Source organism: Mycolicibacterium hippocampi (assembly GCF_010723735.1).
Taxonomy (GTDB): Bacteria; Actinomycetota; Actinomycetes; order Mycobacteriales; family Mycobacteriaceae; genus Mycobacterium; species Mycobacterium hippocampi.
The window spans coordinates 5,149,720-5,170,405 of the sequence record NZ_BLLB01000002.1; the positions used below are offsets into that span (position 1 = coordinate 5,149,720).

The window sequence follows — 20,686 nt, forward strand, 5'->3', positions numbered from 1 at the left end:
AGGTTCAGAAGCTGGTCAGGTTTCCGCGTAGGTGCGGGGAGCCATAGGAAGTCCGAGCGAGTCCGCGTACCTGTAGCTCCGGCACCAAGCCATCGGCGATCTCGGCTACCACCCGCCGGTTGAGGGGCCCGGCCACGAACAGCACACCGTCACCGCCGACCTCACCGATCATCTTGCCCAGCTGGTCGGCCACCTCAGCCGGGGTGCCCACCGGTTCGATGGCATGAGTCTGCGCCGCGACTTCTCGCAGGGTGCGGCCTGGATCACCCAGACGTGCAGCCAACGAACTCTGGTGGCCGTTGGTCTCGAACGTCGCGGACAGGTCCCGCAGCGGGGTGTCGACGTCGTAGGGCGAAAAATCGATATCGGTGATGAAGCCGAGACCCGCCAGCCCGGCCTCGGGATTTTCCCAGACCTCGTCGTCGTGACGCTTCTTGCGGTCCACCGCTTCCGCATGGGTCTCCCCCAGGTAAGGCGTACACAGGAACAACACCTTGACTCCGGCGGGATCTCGCCCCGCCGCTTCCGCACGGCCGAGGACGTCGTCGCGGTACTCCTTCATCTCCTCCACAGAGGTCGCTGCGGCGATGATGCTGTCCGCGTTCCGGGCGGCGAATTCACGGCCGGCAGATGATCCGCCGGCCTGGATCAGAGCCGGCCGGCCCTGGGGAGGCGGGGCGGTGTTCAACGGTCCGCGACTGCGAAAGAACCGACCGCTGAAATCCACCGGTCGCACCTTGGTGTGATCAGCGAAGACTTCGGCCTCGAGGTCGGCAACCACGGCGTCGGCGTCCCACGACGACCACAATGCGCAGACCGCATCGGTCATCTCCTGCGCGATCTCGTAGCGGAGGTCGTGCGCCGGCTGGCCCTGGTTGCCGTAATTCTGCGCGGCCCGGTCCGAGCTACCCGTCACGATGTTCCACCCCGCCCGGCCGGCGGACAGGTTGTCCAGCGTCGCGACCAGCCGGGCCAGCAGGTAGGGCTGATACTCCGTCACCGCCAGCGTGGGGACAACACCGATATGCTTTGTTGCGCTGAGCATCACAGTGGCCAGCACTGCCGGATCGTGCTTGGGCACCGCTCGTGCGTGCTGAAGGTAGTAACGCGTCGATGCTTCGTACCCATCGGGCACGTAGGCGGAGTCTTCGATGATCAGATAATCGAAGCAGGCACGTTCGAGCGCGCGGATGAAATCGACATGGAACTCACCGTTCATCCAGCTGGTTGCGGCGTTGCCGCGCCACTGACTCTTCCAGTCGTGCACCCCGAAGCCGTTGCCGAGAAACCAGGCCAGGTGCATCCTTTGATCGCTGTCCACCCGAGCCTCCTCGCCGACGCCGACCCCTGGTTCCCCCACCACCGGATGTTGTGTGTTGTGGAACCACTCAATCCGGCGTGCGTCATCGACGTGTGTCGGACAACGAACGACCCCATTGCGCCGGGCCCGGGCGTCGACCCCGGGTGACGGTGATCACCGGTTGGCCGCGCCCGCGTAAAGCTGCCGACTTCTCATCGGCGAAGAGATGAAACAAACCATTTGTTAATTGGTGTCAACACATCCACGCCACCCGCCTGAAGAGGAGGATTTCATGAGAATCGACCTTCACGAGCTCTTGACCTTCGGCGGTGTGCAGTGAGGCCCAGCCCGACCCGGCCTGTGCGGCCCGAGACGCTCTACCAGCGGAACCGCCAGACGCCCGACCGCCTCAACAACTCGATGCGACGGACCTACGACTTGCTGCGTTCGACCCTGCAGAACGGACGTGGTGACCAGTTTCTCGTCGAGGGCGAGCTCATCGACGCGCTGTCGGCGAGCCGCAACACCGTCCGGGCAGTGCTGCAGCAGCTCGCCAAGGATGGCCTGGTGACCCGAAGCCCCAAACGCGGGACCCGATCGGCGGCCGCAGTGATGCTGCGCATCAACCAGCTTTCTCCCGTAAGGGAATTCGGTGGCGACGCGAGTATCCGCACCGAGCTCAAGACCCTCGAGTATCGAACCCTGGGGGGTCTGCGGCTGGTGCGCGAACGACTGCGCCTACCGTCCGATTGGACGGTGCTCATGATCGAGTCGCTGCTCATGCAGGACACGCAGCCGCTGGGGATTTCGGTGAGCTATATCGCGATTCACCCCGACGAGTCCCGCGACCTCGAGTTCAACGAGCCCGACCCCCTCCTCTTCCTGGAGAGGCAGCTCGATGTGAAGATCACCGGCAGTCGTACCACGATCGGCGCCACGGCGGCCGACGCGCAGTCGGCAGCCCTGGTCGGTGTAGTGCTCGGCGCACCGATGATCTTCTTGGAGGACATCCTCGAGGATGCGAGCGGCCAGCCGCGTGCGCTGTCGCAGTTCCGGATGCGTAGCGACCGGATCGCCTTCACGGCGTGTGCGTCGCGTTCGGCCTGACTCCGCCCACAGTTCCAAAGCGCTCACCTGTCGGCCGACCTGTGGCTGACGCGGTTGGGCGACGAACCGATTCGCGAGGTCGGGTCAGTGAGTGGTGCTCGGTGTTGGCCGACCACAGCGCGGCATAGCGGCCGCCCAGTGCCAGCAGCTGCTCGTGGGTGCCGTCCTCGACGATCAACCCGTTGTCGACGACCAGCACACGCTGCGCGGCGCGGGCGGTCTGCAGTCGGTGGGCGATGACGATCGTGGTGCGGCCCCGCGACACCTGAGTCATGGCACGCTGCACCTGCGCCTCGGTGGCCAGGTCCAGGTTGGCCGTCGCCTCGTCCAGCAGCAGGATGCGCGGGTCCACCAGCAGGGCTCGGGCCAGCCCCAGCAGTTGGCGCTGCCCGGCCGACAGCGAACCGCCCTGCTCACTGACGGGAGTGTGGTATCCGAGGGGCAGTTCAGCGATGAAGGCGTGCGCACCGACCGCACGGGCGGCTTGTTCGACGAGCAGATCCGGCGCTTCCGGGTTGCCGTAGGCGATGTTGGAGCGAATCGTTCCGGAGAACAGAAACGGCTCCTGCGGCACATAGCCCAGTTGGCGGCGGTACGCCACCAGGTCGAGCTCCCGCAGAGGCAGCCCGTCGATCAACACGGTGCCGCAGGTGGGGTCATAGAACCGGGCGATCAATTTGACCAGGGTCGACTTGCCCGCCCCGGTAGTGCCGACCAACGCCACCGTCTGACCCGCCGGGATCTCCAGGGACACATCGTTCATCGCGACAAGGCCGGTGCTCGGGTAGACGAACGTGACGTGTTCGAGCTGGATCCGGCCGTCGAGCCGCTCCCTGCGGGCACCCGACGCCGCCGCAGGTGTAGCACTCGGCGTCCTCAACAGCTCGCGTAGCTGGGTCAGCGCAACACCGGCCTGCAGCCACTGATCGAACACGAAGGACAGCTGCTGAATCGGTGTGAAGAACAGATCCAGGTACAGCAGGAAGGCGATGAGCACGCCGTAGCTGAGGTCGCCTGCGGCCAGGCGCGGTGCCGCGACCGCGAGGGCGATCGCCTTTGCAACGATGCTGAGCAGTAGCAGGAAGGGAAAGAACCGGGCCATCAACTCGGCCGAGCGCACCCGCGCCGTGCAGTAGGAGTCCGCCAGCACCGCGAACCGCGCCTCGTTGGCCGGTTGCTGGCAATAGGCCTGGCTCACCGCAACGCCCGCCAGACTCTCCTGCATGTTGCCGTACAGAACCGAGACCCGCTCACGGGCAAGCAGATAGGTCCGCCCCGACTCGCGGCGGAACCACAGCGTCGCAGCGATGAGGAACGGCAGCACCACGGCGGTCGCCAGCGCCAGCTGTGGATCGAAGATGGCCAGCGCCACCGCCACCCCGGCGCAGGACAGCAGGCTCACCATCGCCGTCAGCAGGCCCTGCTGCAGGAGCTGGGCGAAGGCCTCCACATCGGAGGTCATCCGGGTCATGATGTGGCCCGCCATGAACTGCTCGTAGTAGTTGAGCGCGAGCCGCTGCAGATGGGCGAAGGTGCGCACGCGCAGACCGAACAGCACCCGCTCCGCCGTTCGCTGGGTGAAGACGACCATCACCCTGGTGTTGATCCAGATCAACACCTGCACCGCCGCAAGCACCAGGCACACCACGACCAGAGCCCGGTGGGAGTTCTTCAGGACGCCGTGGTCGAGCCCGTACCGAATCAGCATCGGCGCGGAGATCCACAACAGCCCGTCGAACACCACCAGCAGGCTCGCCAACAGCAGTGGCCGGCGGAACGGTCGGAAAACGCTGCCCATGGAGAGTTCCCGAACCGGCGCGGTCGCCTCGGCCATGTCGATGTCCGGGCTGTCCCGCAAGGGCGGCAACGCCCGCACCGCGTCCGTCAGCTTGGGGGAGACGCTCGACAGCCCGGCCAGCGTGGAGGCATCTCCACTCATCCCGGGACCCTGCGACCCCGAGGCCGCCCGGGTGGCCGCCTCGCTGGTGAAGCTGCTCATCTTCGGCGCGCCCATCCGGGACACTCCCTCGGGCCAAGCGGCCTCGTCGAGCTCGGTCACCGGCGCCTCGGCCGATGCCGAGGCGGCGGATTCCGCTGCGGGGCCGGTCAGCAGCTCTCGAAACAGCTCCGACCGCCCGAGCAGCTCCTCGGTCGTTCCGCTGTCGACGATCCGGCCCCGGTCCAGCACGATCACCCGATCGGCGAGCATCAGGGTCGAGCGTCGGTGCGCGATGAGCACCGTGGTGCGTCGGGCGCGCACCTCCTCCAGTGAGCGGTGCACTGCGTGTTCGGTGCGTGCGTCGATCGCCGACGTGGCGTCGTCGAGGATGAGCACCGTCGGGTTGGTCAGGGCCGCGCGAGCCAGCGCCAGTCGCTGGCGTTGGCCACCGGACAGCGTGAAGCCACGCTCTCCGACCAGCGTGTCGTAGCCTTCCGGCAGCCCCGCGACGAATCCGTGTGCGTGCGCGGCCACGGCGGCGCGCTCGATTTCGTCGTCGCCGGCGTCGGGGCGGCCGAATGCGATGTTGTCCCTGATCGTCGTGGAGAACAGGAACCCTTCCTCGAAGACGATGCCGACCGTCGCGCGCAGCGAGGTCAGGCTGTAGTCGCGGACGTCGCGCCCGTCGAGCCGAACCGTGCCGGCGGTGGGGTCGTGAAAGCGGGCCAGCAGATGGGCCAACGTCGACTTTCCGGACCCGGACGCGCCGACGATGGCCACCGTCTCCCCCGGCACGACCCGCAGACAGATGTCGTGCAGGACCGGCTCGCCACCGGAATAACCGAAGTCGACATGGTCGAGTTCGACCAGGCCGACCGGTTCGGTGAGCACGACAGGATCCGGCCGCTCCCGGACGCGCGACTCGATCGACAGCAGCTCCACGATCCGTTGCGCTCCGGCCCGCGCCTGCTGGCTGGTAGCCATCAGCCCGGACAGGAAGCGTACCGGCGCGACGAGTTGCAGGATGTAGCTGCCGAAGGCCAGGAACACACCCAGGGAGACCCGGCCCTCCATCACCAGCCACCCCCCGAGTGCCAGCATCGCAAGCTGGGTGAGGCCCGGAATGGCGTCCAGTGCGGCGGAATAGACAGCGGTGATCCGGGCTGTGCGCAGTCGGGACTGAAACAGCTTGCCCGCCTCGGCATGCAGTGCGTCCTGTTCCTGGCTCTCCTGGCCGAACGCCTTGACGACACGGACACCGGTGACTGCTTCCTCGACCACTCCGGCGACGCTGCCCTGGAAGCGTTGGTCCATCCAGCTGGCCGGAAAAGACCTGCTGCGGAATCGCATCGCGACGATCAGGAAGGTGGGCACCGACACCACCATGATCAGCGCGAGCAGCGGCGACAGCACCACCATGACGACCAGGGAGACGACGAGGAGTGCGATGTTGCCGTAGGCAACGCCGAGTTGTTGCAGGAACATCTGGATCAACGTCAGGTCGCAGGTGGCACGCGACATGATGTCGCCCGCCCGCAACTCGTCGCGGCGGGAGGCATCCAGGTACTGCATGTGATGGTGCACCCTGACCTGCAGATCACGCTGGGCGCGGACCGCCGCACGGCCGCCGACGGAGCGCCGCAGATAGTTGGCCACGAAGCTCGCCAGGCCCGCGGCCAGCAGGATGCCCAGCCACAGCGGCAGGGAGCGCCGGTGTTCGACGATCGTGTCGTCGAGGATGATCTGCTGGATCAGCGGGACCAGACCGATCAGACCCATGGCGATGATGGCGAGTACCACCCCGGCCCAGATGCCGATTCGGTTGCGGCGGCTCAGCACCGGCGCCAGCAGACTCAAGGTGCCGCGTCCGAACCGTCCATGGTGCTCCGACTCGACCGGGGGCAACGGAGAGGAGTTGCCGGTGTTCGCTTCCCGCATGTCGAGTGGAGCTGTCATCTCTTCATGGCACAACTTCTGCGATTCCGGCCGAAAACGTCGCGGTTGCCAGCGGATTGCGCTACCGCAACGCCTCAGACGGTGACGCGTGGGTCGGCGACGGCCTGCATGAGATCCACGATGATGTTGGCCAGCACGTATAGGGCGCCGATCACCAACGTGACGCCGGCGATCGTGTTGAAGTCTCCTTTGGAGATGGCTTGAGCGATGAAGAGACCGATGCCGGGCCGGGCGAAGATCAGCTCCACCACGATGCTGTTGCCGATCATTCCGGCGAGCTGCAGACCCAGCAGGGCGAACACCGGACCCACGGCGTTGCGTAGCGCGTGTTGCACCAGGATACGTTTCTCACCAATGCCTTTGGATCGGGCAGTGCGGATGTACTCCGATCGCATGGTGCCCTCCAGGCTGCTGCGCAGCACTCGGCCCACGGCGACGGCGGGCGTGATCGCGATGCACAGCGCGGGCAGAATGAGGTGTTTGAGCGCGTCCCAGAACAGCACTGGCCGGCCCGCCAGCAGGCTGTCGATCAACAGGAAATGAGTCGGCCCGGTGGGTGCGTCGTACATCGAGGTCTGCCCGGTGACCGGCAGGATGTCAAGCCAGCGGTAGAACACCAGCATCGCCAGCAGGCAGGCGAGAAACACCGGCACGGACGCACCGGAGATCATCACGACCCGGAGCACCCCCGACCCGCGCCAGCCCTGCGCCGTCGCCAAGCCGAGGAAGCATCCGATGATTGCGATGAGGATTCCGGCGACAAAGACCAGTTCCAATGTCACAGGGAGGAACTCGAGGATGTTTCCCGCCACCGGGGTCCGTGTCACGGTGGACATGCCGAGGTCGCCCTGTAACGCCTTGCCGAGATACCCGAGCAACTGCACAGGCAGCGGGTCGTTGAGTCCGAGTTTCTCCCGAGCGGCTTCGTAGACCTCGGGAGGTGCCTTCTCGCCGACCAATGCCACCACCGGGTCGACCGGGGCGATCTTCTGCAGCGTGAACACGACCACAACGAGCGCGAGCAACACGGGTACGGCGCCAAGGAAACGCCGGCCGAGTGTCATCAGCATGGCGGCTCCTACTCAGCGGTCGCGGATGCGGTCACGCAGTGCGTCACCTGCGAAGTTGCTGACGATGGCGATGAGCCCGACGGCCACGGCGGGGAAGATGGGGATCCACCAAGCACTGAAGATGTGGGTCAGACCCTGGGCACTCATCGCGCCCAACTCGGGCGCGGGTTGTGGAGCTCCGAGCCCAAGGAAGGACAGGCCGGACAGCAGCAGCACCAGGGCCGAGATGTCCAGGCTGGCAGTGACGATGGTGACCGGGACAGCCCCTGGGAGCAGATGACGGGTGAGCTGACGCCGCCGGCCGGCACCGGCGATGCGCGCCGCCTCCATATGGGGTGAGGCGCGCAACTTACGGATCTCGGCGCGCACGATCCGCGCGTAGAGCGGCCACCACACGATCGCGACGCCTATGAGGGTGTGGATGTAGGACGGGCCCATGGCAGCTACCACGGCAATCGCCAGAATTGGCCCGGGCAAGGAGAGGAATACGTCGGTGATCCGCATGAGCGCGGCGTCGACGATCCCCCCGGTGGCCCCGGCGATCAGGCCGATGAGGCCGCCGATCAGCACCCCGGAGGCGACCACTGCCAGCGCGCCCCACCAGCTTGTCGACATGCCGACCAGTACCCGGGACAACACGTCACGGCCCACGGTGTCGGTGCCCAGCCAGTTCTCGGCGCTGGGCGCGACCATCGCCTTTCCCGCAGGCACCAGCGGGTCGAAGGGGGCCAGCACGGGTGCGAAGATCGCCACCAGGAACATCACCGCGAGCGCGCCGAAGGCGAGCCAACTCGGCACCGAGGTGCCGCGGAAATAGTCCTTGACTGCCAGGGTGGCTTTCCACCCGGAAGGAAGCGGAACCCGAATTCCGGGTATGTACGGTTGTGCGACTGCCACGGTTCCTCCTGTGGGGACTGCATGGAACGTCTCTGGTGCGAAGTTCACACGCAACCGGTATCGCCAACAGATCGATCATGTTGCGAGGCGATTGCGCCTCGGGCCTTGAGGTTTCACCGGATGTCATATGCCGCGCTGCGCGCTCAACCCGGGGCGGGTGCGGGCGGCGGGAACCGGCGGGCGGTGCTGCGGGCGAGCATGGCACCGGCCGCAAGGACACCCGACACCACCGCCAGGCCGCCACCCGCACCGAGTGTGGCGATGAGGAGGTTGACGCTTCCGGCCCCGAGAAACGAGCCCATCCCACATGCGATCCGGTAGGTGGCCACCCCGGTGGAGGGATTCGGACTCAGCGCCACGATGAGTACTGGAGGCGCAGACAGGGCGATACCGTCGACCACGCCGAACAGGGCAGCGGCCGCGAAGAACCCGCGAAGATCCTGCACGGTGGCCAACAGGACCACCGCGGCGATGCCGAGCAGGAGCGCGCCCGCGAGGCATCGGGCCGGCGGTACCCGTTCGAACAGGCGCCCTGACAGAGCCAGCACTCCGATCTGCACCGCAGACAGGATCCCCAGCGCCACACCGATGTTCGCCGCAGAAAGCCCATAGGCATGGCCGACCAACGGCAGCGCAGTGTTCTCGATGCCACTACGCAGGTAGTTCCCGAACAGACCCAGCGCGAGTGACATCCGCAGAACCGGAGGCAAGCTCAGTTCCGGCAACCCGACCCGGGGCCGGTGACCGTCAGCGGGCGGCGGCAGCCCGGGCAACAGCAGTACTGCCGCCCCGGCAACCACGACACCGAGCCCGGCGCAGACCAGGAAGCTGAGTCGGTAACCGTCCAGTCCGGAGAGCAGCCCGGCGATGATGCCGCCGGTAGGTGCCCCCAGAGCCGCGCCGAGCAGCTGCAGCCCCTGGTTGGAACCCAACACCTTGTGGGGGCGGCTGTGCATCCGGACAGCGACCTGCAACGCTGCGCCTGCGACCACGGCGCTGGCGAAACCCTGCAGTACGCGCGAACCGATCAGGCCAGCTGTCCCCTCGGACAGCATGAAGCACGCCTCGCTGGCTGCGAACAGTGCGAGTCCGATCGCAATCGTCGCTCGTGCGTCGACGCGGGTGATCACCCGCGTTCCGAACACGTCGACAGCAACGACGCCGAGCGCCGAAACCAGGATGAACGCGGTCACCTCGGCGGTGGAAAGGCCCAGTTTGATGGCATAGAGCAGTTCGATCGGCGCGGTCATCGCCATGATGAAGCCGACCAGGACCATGGTGAGCGAATAGCTCCATGGGTGCGCGCCCGGAATATGCCCTTGCTCTGCTGGTGGGTTTGGCGTGGTCACCGCTGGCCACGCGGAATCTGGTTGATGTCAGTGCCCTCAGATCAGTGCCCTCAGAACTCGCGGAGGGTCTCGCGCAGAGTCGTTGTGGTGTAGGCGGTTCGGGTCAGGCCCCGCCGCTGAAGGGCCGGCACCAGCCCGTCACAGATGGACTCGATGTACTTTCGCGAGAGGTCCCAGCCGGGCTTGGCGATCAGGAAGCCGTCGCCACCGACGTGTTCCATGGCCTCGCCCATCTTCTCGGCGACCTGATCCGGGGTGCCGACGAGTTCCAGACCGCGCTTGGCCCGGTGCAGCACGAGTTGGCGCAGTGTCTTCGGCCCGGGGGTGCCGTCGCCGCGCATGAAGTACTCCAGCGACCCGCGTTCGCCGTTGGTGGTCAGATCCGCAGGCAACGGCTCGTCGAGATCGAACTGTTTGAAGTCGATCTCGGTGTTCGACGAGATGCTGACCAATGACTTCTCCACGTAGGAAGGATGATCGAGCAGACGGTCGACCTCCGCACGGGCTTCGGCCTCGGTCGCCGCGATCGTCGGGGAGACCACGAACAGAAGCTTGACGTCATCGGGATTGCGACCCGCAGCCGCGGCTCGGGCGCGGATGTCGTCGCGGTACTCCTTCATGCCCTCGAGACCGGTACCGACCGCGACGATCGCGTCAGCGGCACCGGCAGCGAACTGGCGGCCCTTAGGCGACGCACCCGCCTGCAGGAATGCCGGCCGGTGCTGCGGCGACGGCACCGTGTTCAACGGGCCACGGGACTTGAAATACTTCCCGTCGAAATCGATGGTGTGAACCTTGTTGAAATCAGCGAAAGTGTGGGTCTTTCGGTCCATCACCACCGCATCGGCCTCCCACGAATCCCACAACTGGTTGACGACGTCGAAATACTCCTCGGCCACGTTGTAGCGCTCATCGTGCTCGGGCAATCCCTCCAACCCGAAGTTCTGCGCCGCCCGATCCTCAGCCGAGGACACGATGTTCCACCCGAACCGGCCCTGTGCAATCGAGTCGACGGTCGAACACAACCGCGCCAACAGATACGGCGGATAAAAGCTCGTCGACATCGTCGACACCACACCGAGGTTGCTGGTACTGCACGCCACCTGCACGGCCAACGGCACCGGGTCGTGCTTCGGCGCGAACGCCGAGTGCTTCAGCGCGCCTTCCATGGTGCCGCCATACGCATCGGCCACCATCACGGTGTCCTCGATCATGATGAGGTCGAAGCAGGCCCGCTCCATGGCCCGCGCCATGTCGACGTAGAACCGCCCATTCGGCCACATCCGGACATCCGGTGAAGCGTCGTCGGTGTCCCACTCCGGCGGGATGAAGTTCATGAACCAGCCGAGGTGAAACTTCGTGGTCATGGGGATGCTCCTTCTCGTCGGGTTCGGTTGTCAGAACTCGCGCAGGGTCTCGCGCAGAGTCGTTGTGGTGTATTCCGTGCGCATCAGCCCGCGTCGCTGCAGGGCGGGCACCAATCCGTCGCAGACCTCGGTGATGTATTCGCGGGACAGGTCGCGCCCACCCCTGCTGATCAGAAAGCCGTCGCCGCCGATCTCCTCCATGGCCTGGCCCATCTTCTCGGCGACCTGATCGGCGGTGCCGACGAGTTCCAGTCCGCGGGTGGTCCGCTCGTGGACCAGTTCGCGGAGGGTCTTGGGTCCGGGAGCACCGTTGCCTCGCATGAAGTGTTCGAGTGATCCGCGTTCGCCGTTGGTGGTCAGGTCCGCCGGCAGTGGTTCGTCGAGATCGAACTGCTTGAAGTCGATCTCGGTGTTCGACGAGATGCCGACCAACGCCTTTTCCTCGAAGTTCGGGGCCGCCGCGAACCGGGCCACCTTTGCGCGGGCTTCGGCTTCGGTGGCGGCGATCGTCGGGGACACCACGAAGAACAACTTGATGTCATCAGGATTGCGGCCACTGGCCGCCGCCCGCGCCCGGACATCGTCGCGGTACTCCTTCATCCCCTCCACCCCGGTACCGACCGCGATGATCGCGTCAGCGGCACCGGCAGCGAACTGACGACCTTTCGGCGACGCACCCGCCTGCAGGAACGTCGGCCGATGCTGCGGAGACGGCACCGTGTTCAACGGACCGCGGGACTTGAAATACTTGCCATCGAAATCGATGGTGTGAACCTTGTTGAAATCAGCGAAAGTGTGGGTCTTCCGATCCATCACCACCGCATCGGCCTCCCACGAATCCCACAACTGGTTGACGACGTCGAAATACTCCTCGGCCACGTTGTAACGCTCATCGTGCTCGGGCAACCCCTCCAACCCGAAGTTCTGCGCCGCCCGATCCTCAGCCGAGGACACGATGTTCCACCCGAACCGACCCCCGGCGATCGAATCAGCCGTCGAACACAACCGCGCCAACAGATACGGCGGATAAAAACTCGTCGACATCGTCGCCACCACACCAAGATTGGAGGTGCTACACGCCACCTGAATCGCCAACGGCACCGGATCCTGCTTCGGCGCAAAGATCGCATTCTTCAACGACCCCTCCATGGTGCCGCCATACGCATCGGCCACCATCACCGTGTCCTCGATCATCATGAAGTCGAAACACGCCCGCTCCATACTCTTCGCCATATCCACGTAGAACCGCCCGTTGGCCCAATCGGCCACATCCGGCGAAGCCCACTGCGACTCCCAATCCGGCGGCGTGAAATTCATGAACCAGCCGAGGTGAAACTTCTTGGTCATGGGACGCTCCTTCTCGTTGGGTTCGGTTGTCAGAACTCGCGCAGGGTCTCGCGCAGAGTGGACTTGGTGTATTCGGTGCGGGTCAGCCCGCGTCGCTGCAGTTCGGGGACGAGCCCGTCGCAGACCGATTCGATGTAGCTGCGGGTCAACCCGCGCCGCCAGAGCAGGAAGCCGTCGCCACCGATTTTGTTGATCGCGTCCTCCATCTCGTCGGCGACCTGCTCGGGGGTTCCGATGAACTCCATCCCGAAGGAGGCGGCAGCGATCGCGAGTTGGCGCAGTGTCTTGGGACCGGGGGTGCCGTCGCCGCGCATGAAGTGTTCGAGTGAGCCGCGTTCGCCGTTGGTGGTCAGGTCCGCCGGCAGTGGTTCGTCGAGATCGAACTGCTTGAAGTCGATCTCGGTGTTCGACGAGATGGCTACCAACGCCTTCTCCACGAACCTGTCCGAGGAGCCGAACCGCTCGTGTGCGGCGCGGGCTTCGGCTTCGGTGGCGGCGATCGTCGGGGACACCACGAAGAACAACTTGATGTCATCAGGATTGCGGCCACTGGCCGCCGCCCGCGCCCGGACATCGTCGCGGTACTCCTTCATCCCCTCCACCCCGGTACCGACCGCGATGATCGCGTCAGCGGCACCGGCAGCGAACTGACGACCTTTCGGCGACGCACCCGCCTGCAGGAACGTCGGCCGATGCTGCGGAGACGGCACCGTGTTCAACGGACCGCGGGACTTGAAATACTTGCCATCGAAATCGATGGTGTGAACCTTGTTGAAATCAGCGAAAGTGTGGGTCTTCCGATCCATCACCACCGCATCGGCCTCCCACGAATCCCACAACTGGTTGACGACGTCGAAATACTCCTCGGCCACGTTGTAACGCTCATCGTGCTCGGGCAACCCCTCCAACCCGAAGTTCTGCGCCGCCCGATCCTCAGCCGAGGACACGATGTTCCACCCGAACCGACCCCCGGCGATCGAATCAGCCGTCGAACACAACCGCGCCAACAGATACGGCGGATAAAACTCGTCGACATCGTCGCCACCACACCAAGATTGAGGTGCTACACGCCACCTGAATCGCCAACGGCACCGGATCCTGCTTCGGCGCAAAGATCGCATTCTTCAACGACCCCTCCATGGTGCCGCCATACGCATCGGCCACCATCACCGTGTCCTCGATCATCATGAAGTCGAAACACGCCCGCTCCATACTCTTCGCCATATCCACGTAGAACCGCCCGTTGGCCCAATCGGCCACATCCGGCGAAGCCCACTGCGACTCCCAATCCGGCGGCGTGAAATTCATGAACCAGCCGAGGTGAAACTTCTTGGTCATCTCTATCCTCCTCGGTCCGTTACGCTTTGAAGCCATCACAGCCCACGCGCATGTCGCGGTGAATGCGTCACCGTGGCGTCTCTATTGCGCCGTCAGGAGGCAGTCCGCTCCGGGCTCTGCTGGTCTGTTTGGGTGAGAAGGCAAGCCGCGAAGCGGCTGCTGGTGCCGTCAAGCGAGTAGAGGATCGGCTCGTCTGTCGCACACCGATCGACCCGCTCCGGGCACCGCGGATGGAACGAACAACCCGACGGTACGGCGAGTGCACTGGCCGGTTCGCCCGGCAGGCGTACCGGCGCGGTACCCGGCGAGGGAATCGCGGCCAGCAGCGCTTTGGTGTAGGGATGCGTCGGGTTGTTGATGACCTCCACGGTGGGGCCCACCTCGACGATCTGGCCGAGATACATGACCGCCGTGCGGTCGGAGATGAACCGGGCGGCGGCCAGGTCGTGCGTCACGAACATCACCGCCATTCCGAGCTCTCGACGCAGTTCCTGCAGAAGGTTCAGTACCGACGCGGCCAGTGACGCATCGAGTGCCGACGTCGGCTCGTCGCACAGCAGCAGTTTTGGCGGAACGATGATCGCCCGGGCGAACGCCACCCGTTGGCGCTGACCGCCCGAGAGCAGGCCGGCCTTGACGCTCGCAACGTCGGGAGGCAGACCCACCTGACGCAGTGCCCGATCCACCAAGTTGCGCCGCTCGGCCCGGTTGGTCGTCTTGATCAGCCGTTCCCCGACGATCTCGCCGACCGTCAACCACGGTGTCAGTGAGGCGCCGGCGTCCTGAAACACCATCTGCGGTTGGCCGCCAGGGCGTTCGACGTTGCCTCTCTCCGGTTTCATCAGCCCGGCAACGACTCTCAGTAGGGTTGACTTGCCCGACCCCGACTCGCCGACCACCGCCACAGACTCGCCGGGGGCGATGTCGAGAATGACGTTGCGCAACGCATGGAGTTTGTCCTTGTGCAACAGGCCGCGCCGCACGTCGAAGTGCTTGTCGACGCCGTTGACCCGTGCGGCCGGCCGGGTGTCCTGCGGTTCCCTCATCGGCTTGAACGGCTCCGTCTCGGCGAGCTCGGCGATCACCGAGGTGGACTCGGGGACCAGACAAGCGGCGACACCGTCGTGGGTGGTGGCCGGAGTCGGGGCGGGGAGGGTTTCCTGGCAGGGCCCGACCGCGGCCGGGCAGCGGGGCGCAAACGCACAGCCGGGCGGGTGCGCACGAGGATCCGGAGGCTCTCCCGGCAGTGAGGGGATCGCGCGGCCGATCGGCAGGTCCAGGTCCAGACGCGCATTCAGCAGACCGACGGTGTAGGGGTGCGACGGCGCTCGCAGCACGCTGTCCATCCGACCGGCCTCGGCCAGCCGGCCGCCGTACATGACAGCAATGCGATCGCATACCTGCGAGGCCACCCCGATGTCATGGGTGACCAGAACGAACGAGGTACCCAGCTGGTCGCACAGGTCGCGGATCAGGCCCAGCACCTGCGCCTGGACGGTGACGTCGAGAGCCGTCGTCGGCTCGTCAGCGATGACCAGGTCAGGTTTGCCGGCCACCGCCATGGCGATCATCACCCGTTGGCGCAGACCACCCGACAACTCGTGTGGAAATGCTTTCATCCGACGTGCCGGGTCGGGGATGCCAACCAGATCGAGGAGGTGCAGTGCCTCTTCTGTCGAGCCCGCGGCTTCGACAACCTGGCGGCCCACCCTCATGGTCGGGTTCAGCGACGTCATCGGATCCTGGAACACCGCGCCCAGGTGCGTCTTGCGGACCCGCCGCCGCTCGTCGGCGGAGGCGGCGACCATATCCACACCGCACACCTCGGCGCGGCCGGTGATCCTGGGCGAAGGGTCACCGGAGAGCAGCCCGAGAAGGGCGTGGCCCATCACACTCTTGCCTGACCCGGATTCCCCCACTACGGCCAGGATCTCGCCGTGCCCGATGTCCAGCGTGACACCACGCAACGCGTTGACCGCAGCTCCCCGACGCTCGAAGGTGACTGCCAGGTCCACCACCCGGGCCCTCGGGGCAGGCGGTGCGTCGGACGCATCGATGGCAACATCGTGCGCTGTTGTCATGAGATTCCTCTTCTCTGGATGTGCACCACATCAGTTGCGCCGAATCTGCACTCCTGCAGGGTCTAGGCGCGTCTGATGACACCCGCGTCGAACACATAGGGCAGGTAGGAGTTTCCGACGAACCCGTCGATCTGCGCCTGGGTGATCGTGGTGTCCATCCGTCGACACAGCGGCACCCAGAGCGCCTCGTCTTGGATGGTCTCGGTGATCTGCAGATACACCTGGTTGGTCTCGGTGTCGGTGGGCTTGGTGATCGCCTCGTCCATGAGGCGGTCGACTTCGGGATTGCCATACTGAAAATAGTTGAGCGGTTTGGCTCCGGTACGCAGGAAGATCCGCATTGCTGTGTCGAGGTGCAACGCGTCGCCGCCGATGCCGGCGACCATGAGGTCGGGTCTGCGCTCGGCCGGCTGGTTGGCCAGGTCGAAGGACTCGGCGCTGGGCATGGCGCGGACGGTGATCTCCAGGCCGGTGGGGGCCAGCTGAGTCTGGATCAGCTCGGCCACCTGCTGCCCTGGCGCACCGTAGGAGGTCACCCAGGCCAGATCGACATTCTTGGACGCCAAGGTCGGCACGATCGCCTCCAGCGGCCCGGTGTCGACCGGTGGGTCGAAAGGCACCAGGCCTTCGGGAAACATGTTCTCCGGCCAGAAGTTCGCCTGCATCGGGGTCAGGCCCTGGAACGCGATCTCGACGATTGCGGCGCGGTCCAGGGCGGTCATCATCGCCTGACGCAGCGCCTTGTCGGCAAAGATTCCGGCATTGAAGTTCATCCACAGCACGATGACTGTGGAGCCGGGTACCGTGATGGTATTGAAATTCGCGTTCTGCTGGTAGGTCAGGACGTCGGGGATGGCGAAGCCCTTGGCCACCAGATCGAACGCCCCCTGGTCCAGTTGCAGTTTCTGAGTAGAGATTTCGGGCACGATCTCGATCCGGATGCTCTCGAAGTACGGCTCCTCACCCCAATAACCGTCGAACCGCTCCAGCGTGTACTGGCTGCCCGGCACGAACTCCTTCATCACATACGGCCCGGTCCCCGCATCGTGGGTCTTGAGCCACTCCTGCGCCAGATCATCTCCCACCGCATTGGATTCGACAGCCGTCGGACTCACCGCGAACATCTGCCACGGGCACGCCGCGTAATGCAGAAACGCATTGTTGGGCTCGGTCAGCGTCACCACCAACGTCGTCGGATCAGGCGCCTCCGACTTCGCGATACCCGCCACCATGTACGCCGGCCCCTCGTTGATCGCCGCCCGACGCTCAAAACTCTTGATCCACGCCGCCGCATCAGCCGCAGTCCCGTCATGGAACGTCACATCCGGCACCAACTTGAACGTGTACGTGAGCTGGTCCTCCGACACCGTCCACGACTCCGCCAGGCCGGGAACGATCTCCGAGGTACCCGACTTGTAGTTGACCAGCCCCTCGTAGCAGGCCGACATCACCTGCACCCCCTCCCCCTCGTACATGATGTCGGGATCAGGCACCTGCATGTCCTGCAGGAACGGCATCCGCAACGTCAGATTGCGCGCACCGTCCACACTCGCCTCACCACCACACGCAGCGACAAGATTGGCCAACGCGAGTCCCCCGACGGTCAGACCACTGACCTTCAGAAAACCACGCCGGTCCAGGGTAATTGGGGATCGAGTCACGAACGTCTCCTCGAACTGTGGGAGTGGAGGGTCGACGCGGCGGCGGACGATGGCGCTGCGGCAGGTGAGGTTCAGCCCTGCGCTGGGCCGTTCTCTTCGATACAAGATCAGTTTTCTGTTGGTCGACATCCAATCCGCGACGTATGTCAGCACCGCGTCGCCACGGTGGTTTTTCTATTGCGCCGTAACCGGGTGGCGAATTACAGATGTAACGAAGGGCGTGCCGGTCACTCAGAACTCGAGCAGGTTGTCGCGGAACATTTCGTAGCGATACCGATCCCGGGTGAGGCCGCGCTTCTGCAACTCCGGGACGAGGCCGTCGGTGATCTCACTGATCGAGCGACGGGTCAGAACATCCTGGGTGATCAGGAAGCCGTCGCCACCGACCTCGGCCATCACCTCACCCATCTGCTCGGCGACCTCGGCCGGCGTACCGAGGAACTCCACCCGCTGCCCGGTGCCGTACGCCGAGTGCGAGGCGACTTCACGTAGTGTCCGGTCGAGGTTCTGCCGGACGAACGCTGCCAGGGAGCTCTGGTGTCCGTTGGTGACCATCTGGTCGGCGAGCTCACGGATGGGGACGTCCAGGTCGAACACCGAGAAATCGATGTCGGTCGCGTACCCCATCCCCGCGAGCCGGAACCGCGGGTCGACGGCCGCGTCGGCGATCATCTTCTCTTTGCGCTCCACCGCGTGCCGGTGTGTCTCACCGAGGATGGGAGAGATCAGGAAGAGCACTTTGACGTCGTCGGCCTTGCGTCCGTGGCCCTCGGCGCGGGCCCGGACGTCATCTCGGTACTCGGTCATCTGGTCGACTGTCGTGGCCGACGCGATGATCGAGTCGGCGTATCGCGATGCGTACGCCCGGCCCTTCTCGGAGCCGCCTGCCTGGACGATCACTGGACGCCCCTGTGGGGAGCGCGCGGAGTTGATGGGACCACGCGACCTGTAGAAGCGGCCTTCGAAGTCCACTGCGTGCACCTTGTCGGGATCGGCGAACATCCCTTCCTGGTCGACGACCATCGAATCCGGCTCCCACGACTCCCAGAGCTGGGTGACGAGGTCGGTGAACTCCTCGGCCATGTCGTAGCGGACGTCGTGGTCCGGTTGCGCGTCGTGTCCGTAGTTCTGGGCGGCCCGGTCGGAACTGGCAGTCACCATGTTCCAACCGGCGCGGCCGCGCGACACATGGTCCATCGTCGACACCAGCCGCGCCAGCAGGTAAGGCGGGTACTCGGTGACCGCCAGCGTCGTCACGATGCCCAGCCGCTCCGTGTTCTGCGTGAGGATCGACGCCAGCACAGCGGGGTCGAACTTCGGTACCGCGTAGGCGTTCTCGAGATAGAAGTCGTGCTTTCCCTCCCAGGCATCGGGAACGAACGACGAATCCTCGAGGATGAAGTAGTCGAAACAGGCGCGCTCCAGCGACCGAGCCATGTCAACGTAGAAGTCGGGCAGCATGCCCTCGGACTTGTGCGTGCCGATCCACTGGTCGCGCCAGCCGTGAACTCGGTATCCGTTCATGAACCAGCCGAGATGGAACTTCGTGGCCTGCATCCGTACCTCCTCGCGACGTCCTGCCCCTTTCCGTCAGGGGCGACCGAAATGTAGCGACGCGTGGTTGCGGTACCGGATCGGTCCGGTTCCCGCGGTATTGCGCCGTGCCTACACGCGGGTGATCTTGTTGGGCGAGAAGACGTAGGGAATGTAGGAATCCTGCTCGATGCCATCGACATACGCGTGCATCACCATGTTCTGCGGTATGCGGCACAGCGGCACCCAGAGTGCCTCGTCTCTGACGAGTTCGGTGATCTGCAGGTACACCTGGTTCATCTCGGTCTCGGTGGGCTTGGCGATCGCCTCGTCCATGAGGCGGTCGACCTCGGGATTGCCATACTGGAAGGCATTGAGCGGTTTGGCTCCGGTACGCAGGAAGATCCGCATCGCCGTGTCGAGGTGCAACGCGTCACCGCCCATCGTGGCCACCAGCAGGTCGGGGCGTCGTTCGGCCGGCTGGTTGGCCATATCGAACCACTCGGCAGACGGCATGGCGCGGACGGTGATCTCCAGGCCGGTGGGGGCCAGCTGAGTCTGGATCAGCTCGGCCACCTGTTGTGCGGGTGCACCGTTGGACGTCACCCAGGCCAGATCGACATTCTTGGACGGCAGCGTCGGCACGATCGCTTCCAGTGGCCCGGTATCGACCGGTGGGTCGAAAGGCACCAGGCCTTCGGGAAACATGTTCTCCGGCCAGAAATTGGACTGCACCTCGGTGAGGCTCTGGAAGGCGGTGTCGACGATCGCGGCGCGGTCCAGGGCGGTCATCATCGCCTGCCGCAACGCCTTGTCGGTGAACACGCCGGCACCGAAGTTCATGTAGAGCGTCATCATCGACGCACCCGTTGTGGTGATGGCCTTGAACTGCGGGTTCTGCTTGTAGTTGAGGACGTCGGGGATGGCGAAGCCCTTCGCGACCAGATCGAACGCCCCCTGATCCAGTTGCAGTTTCTGAGTAGAGATTTCGGGCACGATCTCGATCCGGATGCTCTCGAAGTACGGCTCCTCACCCCAATAACCGTCGAACCGCTCCAACGTGTACTGACTGCCCGGCACGAACTCCTTCATCACATACGGCCCGGTCCCCGCATCGTGGGTCTTGAGCCACTCCTGCGCCAGATCATCTCCCACCGCATTGGATTCGACAGCCGTCGGACTCACCGCGAACATCTGCCACGGGCACGCCGCGTAATGCAGAAACGCATTGTTGGGCTCGGTCAGCGTCACCACCAACGTCGTCGGATCAGGCGCCTCCGACTTCGCGATACCCGCCACCATGTACGCCGGCCCCTCGTTGATCGCCGCCCGACGCTCAAAACTCTTGATCCACGCCGCCGCATCAGCCGCAGTCCCGTCATGGAACGTCACATCCGGCACCAACTTGAACGTGTACGTGAGCTGGTCCTCCGACACCGTCCACGACTCCGCCAGGCCGGGAACGATCTCCGAGGTACCCGACTTGTAGTTGACCAGCCCCTCATAACAGGACCTCATCACCTGCACCCCCTCCCCCTCGTACATGATGTCGGGATCAGGCACCTGCATGTCCTGCAGAAACGGCATCCGCAACGTCAGATTGCGCGCACCGTCCACACTCGCCTCACCACCACACGCAGCGACAAGATTGGCCAACGCAAGTCCCCCGACGGTCAGACCACTGACCTTCAGAAAACCACGCCGGTCCAGGGTAATTGGGGATCGAGTCACGGGCGTCGTC

12 protein-coding genes and 1 pseudogene are annotated in these 20,686 nt (G+C 65.0%); 1 reads left to right on the top strand and 12 read right to left on the bottom strand.

The genetic code is table 11. From position 1 onward, the window contains the following. Positions 1-4: 4 nt before the first annotated feature. Positions 5-1,321 (bottom strand): NtaA/DmoA family FMN-dependent monooxygenase, encoded by a 1,317-nt coding sequence (locus tag G6N53_RS25715; RefSeq protein ID WP_237166641.1) that lies wholly within the window; start codon positions 1,319-1,321, stop codon positions 5-7. Between the two features lie 315 nt (positions 1,322-1,636). Here G6N53_RS25715 and G6N53_RS25720 point away from each other — a divergent pair, with 315 nt between their 5' ends. Further along, the gene (locus G6N53_RS25720) at positions 1,637-2,407 is read left to right on the top strand and encodes a UTRA domain-containing protein (protein WP_163893871.1); all 771 of its coding nucleotides are present in this window, start codon (positions 1,637-1,639) and stop codon (positions 2,405-2,407) included. Here the strand turns inward: G6N53_RS25720 and G6N53_RS25725 are convergent. The 11 genes and pseudogenes from G6N53_RS25725 to G6N53_RS25775 all read right to left on the bottom strand — a co-directional run bounded on the left by G6N53_RS25725 (position 2,379) and on the right by G6N53_RS25775 (position 20,676). Beyond that, positions 2,379-6,302, bottom strand: a complete 3,924-nt coding sequence (locus G6N53_RS25725; protein WP_163893873.1) for an ABC transporter ATP-binding protein — start codon at positions 6,300-6,302, stop codon at positions 2,379-2,381. The two genes, G6N53_RS25720 and G6N53_RS25725, sit on opposite strands and share 29 nt — an antisense overlap. Before the next feature lie 74 nt (positions 6,303-6,376). Then, positions 6,377-7,372, bottom strand: a complete 996-nt coding sequence (locus G6N53_RS25730; RefSeq protein ID WP_163893875.1) for an ABC transporter permease — start codon at positions 7,370-7,372, stop codon at positions 6,377-6,379. A 12-nt stretch (positions 7,373-7,384) separates the two neighbouring features. Further along, positions 7,385-8,269, bottom strand: coding sequence for an ABC transporter permease (locus G6N53_RS25735; protein WP_163893876.1), 885 nt, complete (start codon positions 8,267-8,269; stop codon positions 7,385-7,387). A 143-nt stretch (positions 8,270-8,412) separates the two neighbouring features. Further along, complete coding sequence (locus G6N53_RS25740; protein ID WP_163893877.1) at positions 8,413-9,546, bottom strand: MFS transporter; 1,134 nt, start codon at positions 9,544-9,546, stop codon at positions 8,413-8,415. 122 nt (positions 9,547-9,668) lie between these two features. Continuing rightward, the gene (locus G6N53_RS25745) at positions 9,669-10,985 is read right to left on the bottom strand and encodes an NtaA/DmoA family FMN-dependent monooxygenase (protein ID WP_163893879.1); all 1,317 of its coding nucleotides are present in this window, start codon (positions 10,983-10,985) and stop codon (positions 9,669-9,671) included. Positions 10,986-11,015: 30 nt separating this feature from the next. Continuing rightward, positions 11,016-12,332 carry an NtaA/DmoA family FMN-dependent monooxygenase gene (locus tag G6N53_RS25750; RefSeq protein WP_163893881.1) on the bottom strand — a complete coding sequence of 439 codons (1,317 nt, stop codon included), beginning with the start codon at positions 12,330-12,332 and terminating at the stop codon, positions 11,016-11,018. A gap of 29 nt (positions 12,333-12,361) precedes the next feature. Continuing rightward, positions 12,362-13,670, bottom strand: a pseudogene (locus G6N53_RS25755) (NtaA/DmoA family FMN-dependent monooxygenase). 92 nt (positions 13,671-13,762) lie between these two features. Continuing rightward, a complete protein-coding gene (locus tag G6N53_RS25760) occupies positions 13,763-15,751 on the bottom strand; it encodes a dipeptide ABC transporter ATP-binding protein (RefSeq protein WP_163893884.1) in 1,989 nt (662 codons plus the stop codon). Positions 15,752-15,813: 62 nt separating this feature from the next. Continuing rightward, positions 15,814-17,412 (bottom strand): ABC transporter substrate-binding protein, encoded by a 1,599-nt coding sequence (locus G6N53_RS25765; protein WP_237166642.1) that lies wholly within the window; start codon positions 17,410-17,412, stop codon positions 15,814-15,816. A 231-nt stretch (positions 17,413-17,643) separates the two neighbouring features. After that, positions 17,644-18,969, bottom strand: coding sequence for an NtaA/DmoA family FMN-dependent monooxygenase (locus tag G6N53_RS25770; RefSeq protein WP_163893887.1), 1,326 nt, complete (start codon positions 18,967-18,969; stop codon positions 17,644-17,646). A gap of 108 nt (positions 18,970-19,077) precedes the next feature. Beyond that, positions 19,078-20,676: an ABC transporter substrate-binding protein gene (locus G6N53_RS25775; protein ID WP_163893889.1), complete on the bottom strand. Its 1,599-nt coding sequence runs from the start codon at positions 20,674-20,676 to the stop codon at positions 19,078-19,080. Positions 20,677-20,686 lie beyond the last annotated feature (10 nt).